This is a genomic window from Xenorhabdus bharatensis, assembly GCF_037996705.1.
GTDB lineage: Bacteria > Pseudomonadota > Gammaproteobacteria > Enterobacterales > Enterobacteriaceae > Xenorhabdus > Xenorhabdus bharatensis.
The window spans coordinates 1-324 of record NZ_JBBMXG010000082.1 but is presented as its reverse complement, the minus strand read 5'-3'; the positions used below and the strand labels follow the sequence as shown (position 1 = coordinate 324).

Sequence of the window (324 nt, the reverse complement as noted above, 5' to 3'; positions counted from 1 at the left end):
AAATGGGGGCTCTGAAAGCCGTCTGTCTGCCGAGCAAACAACAGAGTTAGTCGCGTATCTGACGGCAAATTTGATGCACACGACAGCCCAAATTGTTGCTTGGGTCGGGGCACGCTGGCAGGTCACGTTCTCTGTGGCCGGGATGACAAAATGGCTCCATCGTCAGGGATTCAACTACAAGAAGCCGGTAGGAACACCGCATAAATGCGATACGGATAAACAGCAACAGTTTATTGAGCGCTACAACGCGCTGAAAGCGGAATGTGGGCAAAATGAGCCGATTTTGTTTATTGATGCTGTGCATCCTACCCAATCTACAAAATT

The 324-nt window shown here is 49.4% G+C and carries 1 protein-coding gene; it reads left to right on the top strand.

What is annotated here, in order from left to right:
* A partial coding sequence (locus AAC855_RS21310) for a winged helix-turn-helix domain-containing protein (RefSeq protein ID WP_340612134.1) occupies window positions 1-324 on the top strand: 324 nt, incomplete at both ends.